The following is an 18,145-nucleotide window of genomic DNA, read 5'->3' as shown; positions in this document are numbered from 1 at the left end:
TATGGGGATATTGACGGTTCAGCCAAGATGATCGGCCGATGATATTTCACGGGCCGAAAACCTACAGGCGAGACAACTTCAATTTCAAAATGGCTAAACGCAAAAAGATAAAGCAAGAATTCCCAGCATGAAATCAACTAAGGAAGCAGAGCGTAAGTCCCCGAATTATGTCCCCGCCACAGGTGCCGACAAGGGGCGGGAGGCCGGCGCTGTTTCCCAGATGACCGATCACCGGCAGGAAATTATTCACATCCAACAACAGCAGGAAATCATACAACACAGTCCTCGAGTGGTGCAGCTAAATATCCTACAACAGGCTGCTAACGCCCATACGCTTCCCCTACTCTACCGCAGGCAACAACAGGAAAGTGTCCGAACGAACGATGAAGTGAAGGTGGAACAAAAAGCAGAAAAACTGGCAACCGGGGATTTCCGACAGCCAGGCGGTTCGCCGGTTTCAAGAGATCTAAATTTGCCCAGTCCGACCTATACCACGCCACAACTCCGCCACACTACTATTCAAGGCGGCGTTTTGCAAGCAAAGTGGTATATGTTGAACGGCACCCCGATCTGGATCAACGCCGGGGATATGGTTCCACCAGGTGCAGTCGATTTTTCCACTGCCTTTTACCAGAATCCTGCACTTATCCATCCGGGTGGGGCGCAGGAGGAGCGTTATGACGCTGCCGGAGTCAAATCCAGCAAAGCGGTCGTGAAAGGCCCGGATACGGATCAGGATTTGGCTAAGCGAAGTAAAAAAGCCGGCAAGAGTGTACGTAAGCGAGCCAAAAGCAGTAGCGTACGCGAACTGGAAGCAGGCACCCGACTGCTGGCATCAGTCTCCAAAAAGATGGAAGCTATTGCCGGAGACACTCTCGGCAAAAACCACCCGGCCAAGGTAAGAAAACTGCACAAGGCAAAAACTATCGGCCAGGATAAGTACCGAAGAATCACCAAATCAAAGGACGAACTGGTTCGCAATGCCGGGGCCAGAGAGTTTTTTAATGCCATGAACGAATCCGAGGGAGGAAACGCCCCTCCTACCCCACCAGCTACGCGATTGGCGCTTAGCGATCTACGAGAACAAGGTTTAAGACTTGCCAGTTCAGCTCGGGCGGAAACCCGGGGCATCGTACATCCCAGTACTATTGGCGGGCAGGTAGACGGCCAGCAACATGTCACGAGTTGGAAAAATAACTGGCCGGAGCTACAAGGAAGAACTTCAGCTCACAGTTATAACGACCGGGCACGGGCTGAAAATGCCATGGAATTGCTGGAACAATTACTCCAAGGCTCCGCTAATCGTCCTGAAATTCTCATACTTTCCTGGGTATTAAGGTCTATAACCGGGACATTGGAACAAATGGCGGCCCCACTTTCAGCAAAAAATGTAACAAATTGGAATCCTGCCTTCCACGAGCAGCAGCGCCGCCAGCGTGAAACAATCAAACTGATGGCAGAGTTGATCGCTGAAAGTTTAGAAATTCGCCGCCCAACCGGCCATCAGGGCTTCACAGATCCATTTCGGGCGCAAACTGCCCCTACTTCACCACGACGGATGGACAAAAATGACACATTAGCGGATTATAAGCACCGGATTCATACCCTGATCACGACCATTGGCATTTTCGACCAGCCGACCTATCCAAACCGGGGAATATTAGCTACTGTCCGGAGCAATATTCAGCAGCTTAATCCAAATGACATAGACGACGAAGCTAATCTAAATACCTACTACGGGCAGATCTATCAATGGTTCATGAATAATTTGTCCCACATCCAGCGTCCCCGGACCACTGTCGCGCCTCATCTTGCTGCGGGAGCAAACGGACAGAGGTTGCCGGCACTTCGGCAGTTTTTTGCCGAATGCGGGCAGATGGCCGCGCACAACGCTCTGGTACTGGATCCCGCGATTGGGCGTCCTGATAATGATGCTTCCCTAAATGCGCTGGGGCCACTGGCTAATAACATTTCGGAGGATGATATTCGTGCCATACTGGTCAGTCAGGGCGCAGCACATATTCCGGTGATCGGAAATCTACACCAAATGCAAACACTGAGACAAATGGTAGATATTGCCGACCATTCCGTAAATACACCTATAGGTGCGACAGCAGCTCTTGATGCAGAAGCGGATCTCGTTGCGAATAATCAGGGCCCCGCAGATCGGGCCGGCCTGACTACACTAAATGACTTTCGGCGTGGTGCGACCAATAGTTTTGTAGGAGTAGTTAATACCACCAGTCACCGTGATGCCAGTGAACGAGGTTTTCACTGGATAGCCTTTCGAGCAACTCGTAGTGCACAAGGCGCAGCTCCTCCGGCTATTACCATAGAATATCTAGATTCACTGGAAGGCAACCACACTTATACCCAGCTTTTTACAAGCCTACGAACGGCACTATAAAGTATACTTGAGCGATTTAAAGGCTTTTTTTTGCTAAAAAAAGCTCAAGATAGGAATTGCGAACTATGCTATTTAAGTCCCCACTCTACTTCCAGCAAAGTATCCGTCCAGGACAAATTCACTACAGAAATTCCCCAAGGCAGCTCCGTTAGGAGAATATCGTAACTTTTCTGAGGGATCTGTAAAAACCATCCTTTAGGTGTACGTGCCAGATAACCTTCGCGTAAAAGAAAAGTTTCACGCAGGGCATCAATAGAAATATCGCCAATTACCGACCAGTGACTAATGACAGCCCGAAGCAGGCCCTCACAAAGTTCAGTGAGTTGATCACCAACAGTAAAACCAACAGTTAGCGGAGCCTCCATAGGCCAGGCACAAAGGAGCTTATTCAGCAGCAACTTATACTCTTCAGGAGCGCTTTCGCCGCTTACCAGATATTCTAATAGATAGACCGCTCGCTGTTGGTGAGCCTCATCGACAAAATGACCATCCTTCATCAAGCCGGCTCTTTCGAAAAACACCCCCAGATACGGCCATACTAATACCATACCGGCATTTGCTACCAGCCAAACTTCAGCTTGATCAGTCGAGGTATCTGCGGATTCTTTTTCCAAAAGTTTGCGGTATAGCGATTTGATTTTCGGAGAACCTATTGATCCAGAATTAAGCGCAGCATTTGAATGGGCTACAATGTCAAGTTTAGGCATCGTCACTTCTAAATTGTCTCTGATCACCTGCATAAAACGCTCCTGGGATAAGCCATGCTGAAGTACCGGACCCAGGTACTGCAAAACCGGTAACAGTCTCTGCAAATAATCGGAAAAAGTAAGCTCACTATCGACAGCCTGCTTGGCAAGCATTTCCGTCAAAATCCGCTGCCGGACTGCATCATCTCCAGATTGAGTCAGACCTTTTAAAATTGATTGGCCAAAAAGTTCTTCCGGGAAAGCTGCCGGAACAAAACTTCCACCCAAGCGCATTTCCTCCGTAATGATCAAAACAATGTCTAACAAAAAAGTTTTCTGATCGATACTTAAAGTGGCAAATTCGGGAGAGCGATCCTGAAAAATTCGTTCCCACTGCTGCACGATAGCCACCGTTCGGAGGATCCTACGGGGAGCGCTCTGCTCCTTATCAGATGTTTCACCCAGTTTTGAAAGCCATTCTTCTACAGAGATGCTACTCCTAGTCGCCAGATTTTTAAGAATATCTGTAAAATATCCCGACAAAGAAAAATTACTAAGCGGTAGCTTTTGGCTCATAGCCCCCCAGCTTGCCCACCAATAATCTTTAACAGAAAGACCACCGTATTTGAGCAATCCCATTTCAGTGAGAATTATTTGCCACTGCAAAGTGGAGGCCCCAGCAGGATAATGCAGTAGATCGAGGATAGCTGCCGATATCTTTTGCGGCAAAAAAGTAGCCATACGATCAGAAAATCCAGGATCGTACAAGCGAGCATACAGCCATTCTTTCAAGCTAGACGGAGAGTGCCGTAACCAAATAGAAATCCAATCCCAGAGATGAGTAAGGGAAGTGCCGGATGGTAACATTTCTGATATAAAAAAATCCTGGACCAAACCAATGTTACGGGCAAGATGCGCTATTGCTTCATTGCTACTATCGTTTATGATGGTTTCATTTATCCATTCATCTGAGGCATTTGCCTCCACCTCTTGCGGTGCGTGGGTTCCTCCACTAAGCTCCCAGATCATATGAAGCAAGGATGGAGATAATGAGTTTTTTGGCAATCGCACTACCTGATCCAGAATTCCGGCAAACCAACTGGTCGAAGATTGCGCTCGGCGGGTAGCCAATAAGTGTAGAAAAGATTTCATTATTTGGGAAGAAGACCACCAATTGGCTGTCGGACCGATCAGGCGGGTTAAAAAGAACAGCGTTATGGTTTTATGCACCTGGGAGGCGGTCCAACCTGGAAGAAGATTGCGACGAGCGAGCCATACCAACTCCCGTTCCAAAATATTTAAAGGGCCTGAAAGCTCCGAATGATCATGAGCTATCAATTTTCGGGACACTTCTGGAGGGAAATTTAAAAGGTAAGCATCAGCCGCTCCCCCAGTATTTACGAGTACCTCTACCAGTCTGTGGATTGCCTGCGGTTGCTTAGTCCATAGCTGGCGGACAAAACGCTGCCAAAATCGGATGCCCCACAAGCTAAAATCCGGCAATACCCATTCGTTCTCTTCCAGTTCCAGCAGTCTCTCCCGGACTCGAGCTCTTTGTTTCGGTGGAAAATCCACAAGAAAATCGTCTATCCAAGTTGTAAAAATCGTGATATCTTTCTCTGTCCTAGTAATATTCCGGTTGATAGCTCGTCGGTAGAATGGAGATAGTGATCGGTTCGAAGGATCAGCTGCTTGTTCAACGTTTGATATTTCGATCAGTTTTGATAGAATGGAGCTTCCCACGCTATCCCTTAGTCCCGCTACAATATGACTAATAATCTCCTGTTGGCCAAAGTTCGATGCATGCGGCCGGACGACAACTTTTAGCACTGGTTCCCATAAAAGGCTACGAATCGGCAGCTGGCCAGTTGACAATGTAGATAACTGGAGCAATGAATGCTGCAAATCTGCCAAAAGCCGTTCAATTAGGTTAAGATGCTTAGGACACAACAATTTTATCATTTGTAAAAGCTCCTCATCTGGGAATAGAGCGCACATCTGTTTACTAAACCATGGTTTCAGAGATAGATAATATAGTAAGGCTGTGAAAACCTGTGGTTTTACCGCAGCCAAATCTTTCAGCAGCTGCTTATCAGGTAGCCGATCATTCTTTTCTATCTGTAAGAGTTGTTCTTTAATCCAGTTTTTATCTTCTATTGGCCAAGCCAGTATAACCTGATTCATCCAATCAGGAAAGAAACTTTCTTCAACTTCAATAAAAACCTGTTTACGGGCCGGCAACTGCTGATTCAAAGGAAGTGAAGGATGTTCAGTAGGAAGAGTGAGCAAACCATCCAAGAACACCAAAAAGGAGTGTTGTCCAATCTCACCTAGACGGTCCATAAAGCCGTTAAGCAGATGAACTACAAGATCCTGCTTCTTAAAAAGTTCACCAAGTTGTGGTAAAGTAAACGCTAAAACTAACTCCCAAAGTAGAACCCGAAAAGCAAGCCGATCCAACCTTGGCAGAGGATTTAACTGAAACTGTTCAGTCAAATCTACTACCAACTTTTGTAAGAAATCGACACGAGCAGGCGGCAATAACTGGATCAACTGCATAAGTTCCCGGTCATTATACGTTGCAGCTATCCTGCGGCTAACCGATTTAAGGCCGCTGATACGCTGCAATAATCCCTTCAATCCTGACAGGTCATTTTCCAACAATTGCAGCAATAATTCACCGGGAGAAAAATATTTATCCGGAGAAAGCCACCAGGGATAAGCCCCTTTCAGCAGGAAAGTTTCAAGAATTTCCAGGTCTCGGTTAGGTACTATTCTTTTTTGGAACTGTGGTTGATCCGGAACAGGAAACTTGAGTAAATGTGCCAATTGTTGTCTAAGCAGCGTTTCGACCTGTTCTGGCAATTGCTTTTCCATTTCATTAATAAGAATATTTCCAAGATCCAATTCCAGGCGCTCCAACACGATTAAGACGGCCGGATCTGTAAATTCACAGAAGACCTTTTCAAGTATGGCGAAAAGCCGCTGATCAATTATAGCACTAATTCGATCCTGAATCGGGCCCGGGATTTCCGAATCCGGTATCCTTAAATCAAATTGCAACCGAAAAATCCGGTGCTGCTGTTTATTCATCGGAGGGTTGGTTAACCGCAGCAATACGCGTCATCATAAACTCTAATAAAGCTTTGCGGAAGTAAGCAATGCCCGCTTCATTTTGTGAATATAGTTTCCACCAGTTGCCGAACAAAAACCGAAAATGCTGAAATTCGGTTTTAGATAACCAGATTACATTCAACCATAGATGGGCTGGAGCCTCTGATCGAAGCGTTTTTTCCAATGCTTCCCGAAATTCCTTTTGCTGAAAACGAACTGGCCAATCTGGAACCACTGCGGTGATCGTGGCGGTAAAGGGATCTGCGAATATAGGATCATAAGCAGCACCTTCAGTCGAAACACCTTGGGGATATGACCAAGGTTTAAGGAGCGGGCGACAGTACCGATGTAGTACGTTCTTTTCGTCGGCCATTCGCTCGAGTTGTAAGTGCCATTGATTACGCGCCAATTCGGCTTCTTCTAGAGAACTGTACCAAATCGCGGATTGAAACTTTATATTCATCCCCAGGGTCTCATACTGGAATATTAACTGGTAGTGGCCAGTTTCGGTCATCTCGGTCAGAAATTTAAAGAAAGCCTCTTTCTTTTTCCATTTTCCGATAATCGTTTCTGATTCCTGGAGATCCGTATAACTAAGTATGGAAACCATTTCTAAATAAGAGTCTCCGGATTTGGCTCCTAGATACAAACGGTAACTACCGTCAGGCTGCTTATGGGCTGAAATCGTAAAAGCTGCTATGGTGCTCAGCCAGTTTTTGATAGCTTTGGCTGCCTCCCATTCGGAAGCGTATATTGGAGGTGAAGTCAAAGAAACAACAGTATCCGAAGTAAAATATTGGAGTTGCACCTGATAACTTCCAGTTTCTCCAGCTACTATGAAGAAATTGAAACATCGATCAGAAGATATCTGGTTTTCAGTCTCTATTGACCAGGATTCGGTACCGGTAGGTAAAGCAGCTTCATCTGCACCACCACTTTCCAATCCACCGATAATATCAGGATATATAATATTATAATATGCAAAACCCTCTTGGATTAAGTTGTCGATTTCCGATAATGTGGTCTCGCTATACCAGGTATCCGTCTGTAACCATTTATTACCATTCTCATCCATCAATATCAACCCAAAATAATTTTCCGCGGGCTGCGGGCGCAATAAAAGATGCTCTACCAGATAAACTCGTTCACTAGTATTATTATACCTACGAAACAAAGCCGTTAACTCCTTTATAGCTGATTCGGCATCTTCTGCTGTAGGGAAAGAATGACCTAGATGATAAGTATTTGTTTTCAGAGTTAGATCCGTGATCTTGGAAAGAGATAGGCGAAATTCCGGTTCCCATCCTGTCTCAGTTTTAGGTGGCCAGTTGGATACCAATTGATAATTCGATGGGTCAGTACCAATACGCATAAGTTCTTTGAAATCTACAGGACTGCCGTCGTCGGTGACTAAAGCGTATTCACTGACAGGATTGCTGACGGGATTTTCCAAATCATAATCATCCTGCAGAAAACGTGCATTAAAATTAAAAACGTCGATTGATTCCGGAGTCATGTTCAGCAATAATTCAACCCATCTTCTTAATCCGGAAAATTCTTTTGGAAAGTTTGTCTCCTTTTGATCCAGATTGAAAGCTCGGTTGCGTTGAGCGCTGAGCTCCGCATAACTGTTCAGAACATTCATTTTGGTAGTCAATGCCGTCCATTGTTGGCGTTCCATCTGCTGTTCCGTAGCTTCCAAGTTATTGGTAAAATGGGTCAGTTGGCGGCCGAAGCGTGCAAGAATGTGAGTGAGGAACCTATTCCGGCGGTCCAAAAAGGTTTTTTCATCTTCGCGAAAATCAGCTAGTTTTCGAAGATAGTTTCTCAATAATTTTGAATTGTTTTCAGGCATATCATCATTCTCCTTGTCCTCTATTTGCTGATCAGTCAGGGCACTTTCTTGCAATAATTCCTGTAAATCTTCTACTGCAGTTTCCAACCCTTGGAAATAATACGTTCGTTTTACTGCCGTTGACCAGGAAAACAGATTACCTAGGTTGGCAAGTTGAGATAAATAATTGGCTAAAATTTGGTCGAAGATCAGCAAATAAGTTTTCAATTGCCTAATCTGTGCCAGGCGAGATGCTCCCGCACCAGCCGGTGGACCATGCGGCTCCAAACCGTAAAGACGAGGAAATTCCTGCTGAATGGAGAGGTATTGGGTAATGTCCCGGAATTTCCCTTGTGGTACGGGAATATCCCGAGCTTCAGCTGCCAGCTTAGGGGACCGCTGATTATTTTTCAGGTTTGAGTATTCTACAGCCGTGACAGATGGATCCCAGGCAGTAAGTTGATCCTCCTTTTTAACAAATATTACCTGTTGATCCAAATTAGCAAGAACTGGCTTACGGTGATGAGGGAGCTTTTCCCGATAGTTCCAAGTAGCATTTTTTCGCAAGGTTGCCGGCAAATCTTCGCCCTTCGTATCTGTTCGAAATTTCAATTCGTTTACGCGACGTACACCTGGTACAGCGTTAATTACCGGAAGCAGATCTACTGTCCGCAACTCTGATATGACGGGCTTAAGCGCGTCATCCGGTAGAAATCCGTGTAGCAGTTGGGGGCCATTAAAAATCTTATTGACATCCTGATCAAATTTTATCATCATTTCCGGTAATGAATAAAACTGAACAGTATTGACCAAGAAAAATTCCAGTTGTAACATCACCTCAGCGACAACTTTCTCCGTTACCGCCTCCGGCTCGATGGATAGATCAAGAAAGAAATAAATACTAAATGCATCACGAATGATAATTTTTCCCAAATCGTGCGCCAGATTCCGGTGTTTGGTAAAAGTCTGGCGAACATTTTGGATAAGCTGTTCCCTTTTTGATTCCCCCTGGTCAGCACGAGAGACAGAAGTATCGCGCTCCACTTTGATCTGCTCATTAGCATCTATAAGGATGTCGAGGATACCTCGGACAGGATTAAAGAAGTTGGGAGCCGGATACACCCAGGCATTATCAACTCCTTCCAGGTCGATGATAAGTTTACGAAAATCAGTTAAAGAAACCGGATTCACAGTTAATATATCGCGGGCAGTATAAAAACTAGTCTCCGTTAAATTTTCATTTAAAGTCTGTGTTTCTGCTAAAATATCCTCTATAGGGAACATAGTGCGATAACCCAGGTCAGTTAATGCATAAACAATGGATTCTAATATAGTTATACCTGGATCATGCTCATTGTAGTCTGTCCAATGACGGCTACCAGTACGAATAATAGCTTCTAGTCCCAACCGGCGTAGCGTGGTGAAATCAAGAGCAGCGTTTAATGCTTCTTCTGGACTCTCTATTCCATCATTTTTTGGGCTGTTTGCCATAATATTTTATCATTGGTATGCGGAGGCAGCACTTTCTCATTCACTACGAATATATAGCGCATTATCGGCAGCGGTGGGGACTATTACAACCTTTTCCTGCCCGGTATCATAGTTTTCGTGGGAAATATCTTTATGTACAATACCGGTCTCACTTGAGTCACTCCCTCCTGAAGATAGGCTTTTCAAATCAGGATTTTCATTGGCTGCTACCGGCAAGGTTCTCTCCGACGAGATATTATTATCGGAAATATCTCGCAAATCGTGTTTGGGTACAGAGCTCACTATTATCCATGGATAATCGGGGGAAATATTCTTAAAAGATTCCGAGATATCAATTTCTAAAATTTTATTTTGACCAGTTAATAAGCTAATCCTGAATTCAATTACATTTTCCACAAAAGGCTGATGATTTAGATATTCCAATAAAGTAAAATAGTTGAGAGAGTATTCAAAAGGATTAAATTGTTGATAATCATTATTCCAGGGTGCGATTTTTTCAATGAGCCCCTGGTTAAGTTGGTTAAGTAATTTTCCGCTATTCAGTCCTGCCTGAAATTTAATACTAGCATTTACCCGAAGAAAAACATAATCTGGGTTCCGGACTTCCAGTTGTAAAAACGGATCAATCCTCGGGCTAAGGTATTCACTCACCTCTAATAATAAACTTTGATTCGTTTTCGGGGCAAGTGGATTTTCGTTAGAAGAGATTTTAGCGGGCATGATGACCACCGTTACGGCTCCCGGCAAGGAAGTAGTGTGATCTGAAGCCAAAGTATGATTCAGGCAACGCACCAGTCCTATAGAAGGAAAGCCGTTCAGAACGAGATGTTCATAATCCCAAGCGGTAATCGCTCTATCTTTATGGCGAAGACGTTCCTGCACTCTGGTAAAAAACTGAACATCTGACTCCTCCGTTTTCCCACCGGAGGAAGGTACAGCCTGTACAATTTTATTGATCTTTGGATGTAGATCCTGCAAATTTTTGATTTTGCCAACCGGCAATGGCGCCTTTAAATGTGGAGCTTTTTCCAGCCCTCCGGCGTATGTGGCAATAGCAGCATGAGGATAAATCTTAACTGTATTGCAAACCGCGTCTGCAGCCTGGCCAGCCGTAGCTCGTAACCAGTATAGTTTCCCGGCGTCCGGTTTGGTCTGATCCGTGAAAGGCCCCTTATCCTTATACGCCACTAATGGGAGATTAAAGAGTATCAATCCGGACTGCAGAAATCCCTGCGTACCATCCTGCACAGCCAGTGGCGAAAAATCAACCCAATTTCCATTTTTCCAATAAGACCAAATAATTGGAGGAGGATTCTTGTCGCGATTTCCGCTAGCTTCATCAAAGACAAACATAAGGGAAAGTTCCTGTGGAGGCGATAGCTTTTCCAATCCTACATATAGATAACCCTGCCGATTATATACCGGGAGAAGTGATACCATTTTACATGATTCGAGATCATGAGCAGTTATGCCAAATGCATCCAAATGAAAAAAGTTCAGGATGGCAGTATGACCATTTGATCTTTTGGAAAAGTCTATTCGCTGGGAAGCCCGATAAGAGATTTTCAGATTCTTGATTTTTGGAGTATAAGCCGGCCGGGGTGGTAATAACAAGCTGTTTTTTGTCGTATCAGGAGGTACAATTGCTGCTTTTGTTTTCACTGAGCGGTATTTATCCAACTGCTGATCGATCTCACTGGCGGTCTTATGGACTGCATCACCTGCTTTTTTCACTAATCTGGCTACCGGAAAAACAAGGCTCAAAAGTCCAGTAACGCCGTCAAAAACCTTCCAGAGGCCTTCTCTTTTCTGGTGTTTTGGCGGCTCCTCCTTAGATCCATCTTCTGTCGACTGGCTCCCCGTAGAGAGTCCAGTATTTACAGCCCCATCTGAATTTTGGCTACTCGATTTTTCTTTCGGAGAAGGTTTGCTATCTGTCGCCCCTTTGTCGGCTCCACTATTTATTGCCCGGCCGGACATCAGCTGTATATTTTCGTTAGCAACTTCAGACAAAACCCGAGGATACAGCTCGTGTCCAAAAGCATAAGTGGGCTGATCCAGAGTAAATCGAAGAAATCCTTCGGAAGATTGTTCACCAAATTTCATTTTAGGAGAAAACGGAACAGAAGCAGCTTTTAGATCCCAGGAAATTTGATCTAGATGACATCGATAAATAGACTTTGATTTAAGCACGCCCTGTGCTTCTGTAGGGCAGGCAGTAGAAATTATTTCTGGATTGGACCTACGTTCCGGAGTGGAGCCAGTATCTTTTGTAAGAAGATCCTGTTTAGGAAAAATTGTTTCCACAGCAGGAGTTTCCATAGGAGTTGGAGCCTTTTGCAATGTGGATTGGTTCTTTTTATGGTTAAAAATTCCCTTTAATGCCGAGAAGGGGATCTTCAACCGCTGGGCAAGAAGCATTATAACCAACTGAAATATTCCAGATAAGCCCGACTTTTTTTTATCCGGTTTATCAGGTAGAACTGTTTGGCTAGCGGGAAATACTCTGGCAACAACGGCAGAGAGTATAGATTCCAATTCTTTTCGAATTGGGCGATGTTCATCTTCTGAAGTATTAAGGGCAGACGCAATGGTAGAAATTGGCATACTCGAAAGTATAGAAGAGTTCTTTACACCTTGAATGAGATCTTCCAAACCTTGATTTATTTTAAGGTCTGTGGTGCCGGTCTTAATTTCTGAGGATAATATTTTTTTAAAAAGCTCATGAGGGATCGCATCATTTCTGAGTTGTGTCAACACGTTATTTGTCTTATCTAAGGTCTCATGTATATCAGCAGGAGTAGGTAGAATTTTATCAGAGGCATTCTGCTCTTGGCTTGCCTTGTACCATACAAACATTGGAGCTGACAGATTAAAATTGCCTGATGAAGTAGCATTATTAATGCCCCCAGAGGAAAAGCCGGTTTCAAGAGCAGGAAGTGCCTCCCTTAAATTTGGGATAGCCTGATGAGCTATTATAAAATGAAAAAGTAATTTTTTTGCCTGTTCGACAGATAATTCTTCAATTGGCTGCTGCAGTCTTTTAGATTCGGGTGCCGGAATAATGCCAGTGCTGTCTGAAGAGATAGGCCCGGAGTTCACATCGGTATTCCACAGTGTAAAATCATCTGCCATTTCAATAGGTATAGGCACCCAGGAGTTATTGAGCAGTAAATTCAGGTGCCACGTAAACACGGCATTATTAAAAGGTTGATCCTGGTGAAATCGGTTGTACATTGCATAATATTCACAGAAACCGGTTGGGAATTTTGGCAAATCGTACCACTCTATTTCTATAATAAGTTCAGAAAGTGGCTTAGCAAAAATTTCGCTGTTACCAATATAAAAATTGTTGCCCAACACCGGCTTATCTCCAAATACCGCGAACGGGCTCTGTGTTTTTAATACCGAAAAATCGTTCTGAGCAATAAATTGACTAGCGTCTTGCACTATAGTTTCTAGATACACTCCTCGAAACCCGAGGTTGGCGAGCCAGGAATAAGGGTTGATTCCGCTTTTTTCCAATTCAGCTGGTTTAACCACTTTTTGTATCAGGTTAAAACGGAGGAGAGGATCATGGGTCTGGTAACCAAGGCCGTGGATCTTGGAATTATAAGGTACCACAGGAGGTTGATCAGAAGCAATTGTAATTGTGAAAGTAAGCCCGGACTCTAAACCATCGTCTTTGCTACTCCACTCCATGCCAGTTCCTGTTTCCTGACCTGGTGCCATACCGGTCCCCGTTTCACTCGAATTTTGAAAGGAGTAGCTTGTCAGAACCTGTACCTGTGAAGGTGCCGTCCAGCCCTGTGGACTGGAATAACTAATGGAGAATACTTCTTCCAAAAAGCTTTCGAGTGGGATGATCGGATATTGTTGTCTCCATTTTTGATTTAGATCTGAAAGGGTTTGCGGGTCGATATCAAGGGTCAGGGACAAAATTCGTTGACCGTCCGAAAGCAATAAATAGGCAGAAGAAAACGCAAATCCTAATCTTGCCAGATTAGGAAGAGGACGACTACCTTGTTTTTCGGGCAGCCCGGCTCCCAGAGTTGACCAAGCTGCAGGTTGTTTAATGAATGGTCCCCCCTTACCATCTCCGGAATCAGCCTTTGGTGCAGCAAGCAGATAAGGCAGTATATTGTTCTTTTTATCATCTCTTATAGTCCCGTTAAACAGCGTCATTAAGGCGACAATCTTGGCTGGCGTGACCGTCAAATCTCGGGTAGTCTTATAAACTATGGGATTACCCGTTGCATCAGTACCAGCTACCAGGGCGGTCCCCTGAGGGTGGAAAGACTCTTGATAAGCCGGGTTCATTTGGAAGTGGACCGGCACCTGATCCGGTATTGCCGGGGCCGGCTTTTGCAAAAGTACTTGCCGGTAGTAAAAATTCAGGTGTCTTTGTACATAACCGTTTAACAATTCACGAGTAGGCTCCATCATAGCCTGCAGCGCAAATAACAAAGATACCTGCGGTGTATGGTTCGATTGAAGAAGGGATTGTGCTAAAAAGCTTTGGGATTTTTGTTGTAAGACAGAGGCTGTACTATAGACACTTTCAAATAACTCCGTCAGGTAAGAAAAGAAATCAGCATGCCTTTCAAAGACAAAAGTCGTATTTCTATCCAGAAAACTAGAGTTACGTAGATCGAAGAAGGACCTTCCAAGCGTTTGCCATAATTGAGCCTGAGTTCTGTTTACATTTGATTCCAGATCCTCATGTGCCAGCCAATTCGGGTTTTGATTGAAAGTGTACAACATACTTTTATAACAATGTCGGAGCTGACCGGCACCTTTCCAGATATTTGCCTTATACAATTCCAGGATCATCTCGTCAATTTCCTGATAATCATCATTTTTCTTCCTCTGAAAATGAATAGCCTGATACCATTTCAACAGATTTCCGATTAGCCGGAGAGTCAATTTTAAAAGTTCAATCAGTACTTGTTCTTTGGAACTATTTAGAGGGGAAGCATTGAATTGATTGATTAGAGAGCGAAACTCGTCATGGAATCCCGATAAATCAGTATGCCCGATAGCAGCCAGCAGAAAGCTTAGATCCTGCTGAAAAAAGTTTTGCCAAGTTCCTTCAGGATCATTTTGAAGATTGTAGAATTGTAGAATACTTGAAAACTGCTCGATAAAATGAATGGTGTCCCGGTCGGTTTGCTCATCGATCTGTACAAATCCGGGTAAAAGAGCAGAAACGATTCGATCTGTTTGTTTGGTTCCCAGAGAGAAATAAAAAGTAGGTTTCATAAAAAATACTTCAGATTCGAGGAACCAATGTCCCCTCTCGAAGGAAGAAAGGAAACACCATATTTTGACGGCTATTGGTGCGAGAAATTAAAAAATCCACTTCAATATATACGATGCCCTCACCAGCCTGGGTAATATCGATCTCTACCTTTTCCAGAATTATACGCGGTTCAAAATTGGTAATTGCTTTTTCGATGCGATCTTCAAGAATAGTTTTTTGCGATAGGGAAATGTTCTGGAATAAGCTGGTCATCAGGTCGCAGCCATACTTCAGAGTTAGCACCCGCTCTCCCGGCTGAGTTCCAAACAAGATATTAAGACTTTGTTCGATATCCGCCTTACCTGTAACCATCTGAGCTGTTTGGTTTACAGGGTCAAATGTCGGGGGGAATGCCCAGCCGACGCCAATAATTTTATTGATCAATTCACTCACCGATGATGACATTTGGTACTCCAACTAAAATTGTTCCTCCATGAGCAGTAGTACTACCCATAAAAGCGGCAGGCAAGCCTTCGATCAAGACCGTACTTGATCCTTTGATAATAACATCCGGTGGACCTACACAGGCTAAGTTATCAGTCACTCTGGCAGCAGGTAGACCGCTTATTAGGACTGTTGGAGCTCCGGGGCCGACCACGGGTCCGCCAACATGGGGAACGATCCCGGTGACCATCGGACATTGATGAAAACTGAGGAATAAAGTTGCTGCAGGTGGCATTACGTTTGTTTTAGAGTTAGCTGATCTTTTTATTAGCCCAAAAATGAGTTAGGTTTAAAAAATATTGATTGTTGAATAGATTTCAGGGCTAATTGCACAAATGTAAATAAGTCAATATTCTATTAATTGATCGTAACCAGACTACCTTTCAAAGCCAAGGGGCCCGAGGCTTGAATGGATGTTGTTCCGCCTTCCGCCGATAATGAAATGCTTCCTTCAAGACTTGCATTCTGACCAGAAACGCTTACCTCCATACCTCCATCTACTTTGACCTGACTGGGAGAAGATACTGTGACGCCTCCCTCAGCAGATATTTTCATTTCACCCCCAGCTTTAATTTCAATATTAGAAGGACTCTGAATAGATATTCCATCAGTGTTTAAGGTAATCTTATTGCTGTTTTGGTCTTGAATAACAATTCCCTGATCTTGATCCGTCAATTGTATTTGGTTGGCGCCTGGAGTCTTGATTGTCAACACTTTATTTTGATCGTCGAATTCAATAACAAGCTGCTTTTTCGTCACAATTGCCTTTATAGGATTTTCTGCAGTAGGTTGATAGGCAGGTGCCCGTTGGCTGCTGTAAAGGCTTCCCAGAATCACCGGGAAACGCGGATCTTCGTTCAGGAAACCTAAAATTACTTCATCTTCTAATTCGGGCATAAAGAAATACCCAGCACTTGTAGTGGCATAGCCCTGTACCCACCGGGCCCATATCAATCCGTTGCCACTATCAGATTTAAACATGGGAACTTCTACCTGTACCCTAGTTTCTCCATCCGGGTCTTCGTCAATCTTTTTTACGATACCATTTTGTAAGCCCCTGATACCTGGCAAAAGAGCTGACGCCGGACGGGCAGTGACCTCTATTATAGAAGCGAACCAATCGGGAGAAAGGCCGATAGAAAGGAAGGTCCACCAATTTCCCTCATTGATCTCGTGTCGCACTCCAGAAATATAGGCATTGCCATTAAATCGCTTTCCTATACCTTTTAGTTCGACAACCGAATTGGGGGCCAGATCTGCATTACCAAATATTTTCAATGTTCCCTCAATTTTTGCCATACGGGACCTAAGAAGACTGGAATCGGCCCAAGTTTTCAAAGCTCCGGAGTCAAGGGGAGCCGTAGTTTGGAGAACTACTGTATCCGGTCCCGCTACCTTTGCAAGTTTATCTGCTGAAAGATTCCCCTGATCGGGGCCGGACGGAGAACTCGCCGAAGATTGTACAACCGACTGCGTTTTAAAATCCCAGGATTGTGCCTCCACACCAGCAAATTGGGTACGAGCATCCACTACAGTATCTACTTCAAAAATATCAGTTCCAAAGGTCAGCGTGAGATCCGGAGAAGCATCCACTTTTGGCGGCACTACCTCTACTTTTCCATCACCGGTAATGACAATCATACCGTTAGCTTCAACCCGCGTGAGCAAAAAATCCCAATCCGTTGCGTAGTACTGAACGATCTGAGCATAAGTATTAGTTGTGCTACTTACCTGAGCCGAAAGATTATGATCACCGATCAGTTGTGTAATCACATCACTATCTGTCTTATCAGTGAATATTCCATTTTTTGCACCAATGGTCATCTTTACTGCTTCATCTTTGCATTCTATCAGTAAAGACGGTCCCAAATCCGCTTTAGCCCGGAGGGATTGAGAGATTATAATTCCCTTAAAAATCCGTTTGGTCTTTAATCCAAAGCCTGCCTGAATTTCGATATCTTTTCCGGGCACGAATTCCTCTCCGTCACTAAGCTTGAAATCTTCCTTGGCTACAGATCCATCGATTAATCTAATTCGAGCGGATGCAATTTTATTAGCAACTTTTGAGACATTTACTTCATAAATATCGTACTCCTCTTTGATGGGTGATCCATCCACCATAATTTTCACGGATACCAATGAATGGTCAGTAGTTGATGCCATTTACAGGAGGTTATTTACTTATTGATAATCGGTGGAAAGGATAATTCTTTACCGGGGCGTAAATGTCTAAGGTGGTTCAATTGATTGGCCGCAGCCACCTGAACGAAGTAATTAGGATCATCGTATATTTCGGCACACAGAGCCGGCAGTCGGTCACCGGCCCTAACTGTTTTGATATGTGTTACATCCGGTGATTGGTTTTTTTTCTTTTTCTTTTGATCTTCAGGAAGTATAGAACTGGTAAAAACGACATCTGCTTCTGCTCTAAGAGGTGTCCCATTGGGATCGAATAATTTGTAATTAATCCCCAGACTGACCAAGACTCCCTTGAAGAGAAAAGTACCCCAGGAAAGCTGGAGATAGTACGGCCGATGAATGGACCCCCAATATTCAGAAGTTACTTTTCTAAATTTTTCAATTTGGAAAGACACAGGCTTTACCTTGTTTCCACTCATTAGCGATTTGGGGGCAGTAGCTATTAATCCGGTGCCATCAAAGACCAATTTAAAGCTGATCTTTTCTCCTCCAGTTGCGATATAACGAAGTTCTGGTGCCGAAGACCCTAGACTCTGCTGACCAGCATATTTGATCTCTACCTCTTTACGATAGGATTCAGGGTTGATGAGAACAGTAAATTTGCCCGCATAATCTGAATAATCAGGTTTTTTATAAGCGGTAATTGTAAGCTTTTCCAGTGCCATCGG

General features: G+C 44.1%; 8 protein-coding genes. 1 reads left to right on the top strand and 7 read right to left on the bottom strand.

What is annotated here, in order from left to right:
* The first annotated feature begins 127 nt into the window (after positions 1-127).
* Positions 128-2,407 carry a hypothetical protein gene (locus CRP01_RS33345; protein ID WP_099154417.1) on the top strand — a complete coding sequence of 760 codons (2,280 nt, stop codon included), beginning with the start codon at positions 128-130 and terminating at the stop codon, positions 2,405-2,407.
* Positions 2,408-2,475: 68 nt separating this feature from the next.
* Here CRP01_RS33345 and CRP01_RS33340 read toward each other — a convergent pair whose 3' ends face one another.
* The 7 genes from CRP01_RS33340 to CRP01_RS33310 form a co-directional block, all read right to left on the bottom strand.
* The gene (locus CRP01_RS33340; protein ID WP_099154416.1) at positions 2,476-6,186 is read right to left on the bottom strand and encodes a contractile injection system tape measure protein; all 3,711 of its coding nucleotides are present in this window, start codon (positions 6,184-6,186) and stop codon (positions 2,476-2,478) included.
* Positions 6,179-9,532, bottom strand: a complete 3,354-nt coding sequence (locus CRP01_RS33335; protein WP_099154415.1) for a hypothetical protein — start codon at positions 9,530-9,532, stop codon at positions 6,179-6,181. Before CRP01_RS33335 ends, CRP01_RS33340 begins: the two co-directional genes overlap by 8 nt.
* A 36-nt stretch (positions 9,533-9,568) precedes the next feature.
* Positions 9,569-14,794, bottom strand: a complete 5,226-nt coding sequence (locus CRP01_RS33330; protein WP_099154414.1) for a baseplate J/gp47 family protein — start codon at positions 14,792-14,794, stop codon at positions 9,569-9,571.
* A 10-nt stretch (positions 14,795-14,804) separates the two neighbouring features.
* Entirely contained in the window at positions 14,805-15,227 is a 423-nt protein-coding gene (locus CRP01_RS33325) for a GPW/gp25 family protein (protein WP_170110646.1), read from the bottom strand.
* The gene (locus tag CRP01_RS33320) at positions 15,220-15,513 is read right to left on the bottom strand and encodes a PAAR domain-containing protein (protein WP_099154412.1); all 294 of its coding nucleotides are present in this window, start codon (positions 15,511-15,513) and stop codon (positions 15,220-15,222) included. Before CRP01_RS33320 ends, CRP01_RS33325 begins: the two co-directional genes overlap by 8 nt.
* Before the next feature lie 122 nt (positions 15,514-15,635).
* On the bottom strand, positions 15,636-17,441 hold the full coding sequence (gene vgrG / locus CRP01_RS33315; RefSeq protein ID WP_099154411.1) for a type VI secretion system tip protein VgrG: 1,806 nt from the start codon (positions 17,439-17,441) through the stop codon (positions 15,636-15,638).
* Between the two features lie 14 nt (positions 17,442-17,455).
* Positions 17,456-18,142 carry a CIS tube protein gene (locus tag CRP01_RS33310; RefSeq protein WP_099154410.1) on the bottom strand — a complete coding sequence of 229 codons (687 nt, stop codon included), beginning with the start codon at positions 18,140-18,142 and terminating at the stop codon, positions 17,456-17,458.
* Positions 18,143-18,145 lie beyond the last annotated feature (3 nt).

The sequence above is a fragment of the Flavilitoribacter nigricans DSM 23189 = NBRC 102662 genome (assembly GCF_002646595.1).
Taxonomy (GTDB): domain Bacteria; phylum Bacteroidota; class Bacteroidia; order Chitinophagales; family Saprospiraceae; genus Flavilitoribacter; species Flavilitoribacter nigricans.
This window is presented reverse-complemented; position numbering and strand designations above follow the sequence as displayed.